The organism is Pseudomonas sp. Q12-87, assembly GCF_001269755.1.
Lineage (GTDB): Bacteria > Pseudomonadota > Gammaproteobacteria > Pseudomonadales > Pseudomonadaceae > Aquipseudomonas > Aquipseudomonas fluorescens_S.
Genome location: NZ_LHVI01000041.1, coordinates 1 through 2,649, shown reverse-complemented (window position 1 = coordinate 2,649; position 2,649 = coordinate 1). Strand labels below are relative to the sequence as shown.

Genomic DNA, 2,649 nt, shown 5'->3' with positions numbered 1-2,649 from the left:
TGGCAACTTCGAGAACCTGGTGCCGAGCACGACTCCTGCGGTTACGGATGTCACGGACACCATCGACACCTCGACTGTCAGCCTGAGCGCAACGTCGACCGTCGCCGAAGGCGGCACCGTGGTTTACACCGCCTCGGTGAACGCTCCAGTGACCGGCGCTCCGCTGGTCGTCACCCTGTCGAACGGCCAAACCATCACCATCCCGGTTGGCGAAAGCTCCGGCTCGGTGAACTTCGTCACGCAAGACAACGCCCTGGCAGGCGGAGACAACCTGAGCGTCAAAATTGACGACGCCAAGGGCGGTAACTACGAAAAACTGGCTATCGACGGCAAACCGGCTGACACGTCGGTGACCGATACCCAGGACACCACCGGTCTGACGCTCTCGGCGACCGACACTGTCGCTGAAGGCGGTTCGATTGTTTACACCGCGACCCTGACCAACGCTGCCGGTTCGCCCGTCACCGTTACGCTGAGCAATGGCGCGGTCATCAACATCGCAGCTGGCGCCACCACCGGCACCGTCACTGTCGACGCGCCAAAAGACGACGTCTACAAGGACGCCGGCAAGGTTGAAGTCACCATTGATAAAACTGCCGGCGGCAATTTCGAGAACCTGGTGCCGAGCACGGCTCCTGCGGTTACGGATGTCACAGACACCATCGACACTTCGACTGTCAGCCTGAGCGCAACATCGACCGTTGCCGAAGGCGGCACCGTGGTTTACACCGCCTCGGTGAACGCTCCAGTGACCGGCGCTCCGCTGGTCGTCACCCTGTCGAACGGCCAAACCATCACCATCCCGGTTGGCGAAAGCTCCGGCTCGGTGAACTTCGTCACGCAGGACAACGCCCTGGCAGGCGGCGACAACCTGAGCGTCAAGATCGACGACGCCAAGGGTGGTAATTACGAAAAACTGGCTATCGACGAAAAACCGGCTGACACGTCGGTGACCGATACCCAAGACACTACTGGTCTGACCCTCTCGGCGACCGACACCGTTACGGAAGGCGGTTCGATTGTTTACACCGCCACCCTGACCAACGCCGCCGGTTCGCCAGTCACCGTTACGCTGAGCAATGGCGCGGTCATCAACATCGCGGCTGGCGCCACGACCGGCACCGTGACCGTCGACGCACCGAAGGACGACGTATACAAAGATGCCGGCAAGGTGGAAGTCACCATTGATAAAGCTGCCGGTGGCAACTTCGAGAACCTGGTGCCGAGTACCACCCCAGCTGTCACTGACGTAACCGACACCATCGACACCAGCACTGTTTCGCTCTCAGCGACTTCGACTGTTGCTGAAGGCGGTACCGTGGTTTACACCGCTTCGGTCAACGCACCGGTTACTGGCGCTCCGCTCGTTGTCACATTGAGCAACGGCCAAACCATCACCATCCCAGTCGGCGAAAGCTCCGGCTCAGTGAACTTCGCCACGCAGGACAACGCCCTCGCAGGCGGCGATAACCTGAGCGTCAAAATTGACGATGCCAAAGGTGGTAACTACGAGAAGTTGGCTATCGATGAAAAACCGGCTGACACGTCGGTGACCGATACCCAAGACACCACCGGCCTCACTTTGAGTGCGACTGACACCGTTACCGAAGGCGGTTCGATTGTTTACACCGCCACCCTGACCAACGCCGCTGGTTCGCCCGTCACCGTGACCCTGAGCAACGGCGCGGTGATCAACATCGCAGCTGGCGCCACCACCGGCACCGTCACTGTCGACGCGCCAAAAGACGACGTCTACAAAGACGCCGGCAAGGTGGAAGTCTCCATTGATAAAGCTGCCGGTGGCAACTTCGAGAACCTGGTGCCGAGCACGACTCCTGCGGTTACGGATGTCACGGACACCATCGACACCTCGACTGTCAGCCTGAGCGCAACGTCGACCGTCGCCGAAGGCGGCACCGTGGTTTACACCGCTTCGGTCAACGCTCCAGTGACCGGCGCTCCGTTGGTTGTCACATTGAGCAACGGCCAGACCATCACCATTCCGGTCGGCGAAAGCTCCGGCTCGGTGAACTTCGTCACGCAGGACAACGCCCTCGCAGGCGGCGATAACCTGAGCGTCAAAATTGACGATGCCAAAGGTGGCAACTACGAGAAGTTGGCTATCGACGGCAAGACCGCCGACACCTCGGTGACCGATACCCAGGACACCACCGGCCTCACTTTGACCGCGACCGACACCGTTACGGAAGGCGGTTCGATTGTTTACACCGCCACCCTGACCAACGCCGCCGGTTCGCCCGTCACCGTGTCCCTGAGCAACGGCGCCGTGATCAACATCGCAGCCGGCGCCACCACCGGCACCGTGACCGTCGACGCGCCAAAAGACGACGTCTACAAGGACGCCGGCAAGGTTGAAGTCAGCATCGACAAAGCTGCCGGCGGTAACTTCGAGAATCTGGTGCCAAGCACGACTCCTGCGGTTACGGATGTCACAGACACCATCGACACTTCGACTGTCAGCCTGAGCGCAACATCGACCGTTGCCGAAGGCGGCACCGTGGTTTACACCGCCTCGGTGAACGCTCCAGTGACCGGCGCTCCGCTGGTCGTCACCCTGTCGAACGGCCAAACCATCACCATCCCGGTTGGCGAAAGCTCCGGCTCGGTGAACTTCGTCACGCAAGACAA

The 2,649-nt window shown here is 60.7% G+C and carries 1 protein-coding gene; it reads left to right on the top strand.

What is annotated here, in order from left to right; genetic code table 11:
* The coding region (locus AD663_RS29165) for an immunoglobulin-like domain-containing protein (RefSeq protein ID WP_371261255.1) at positions 1–2,649 on the top strand (2,649 nt) is incomplete at both ends.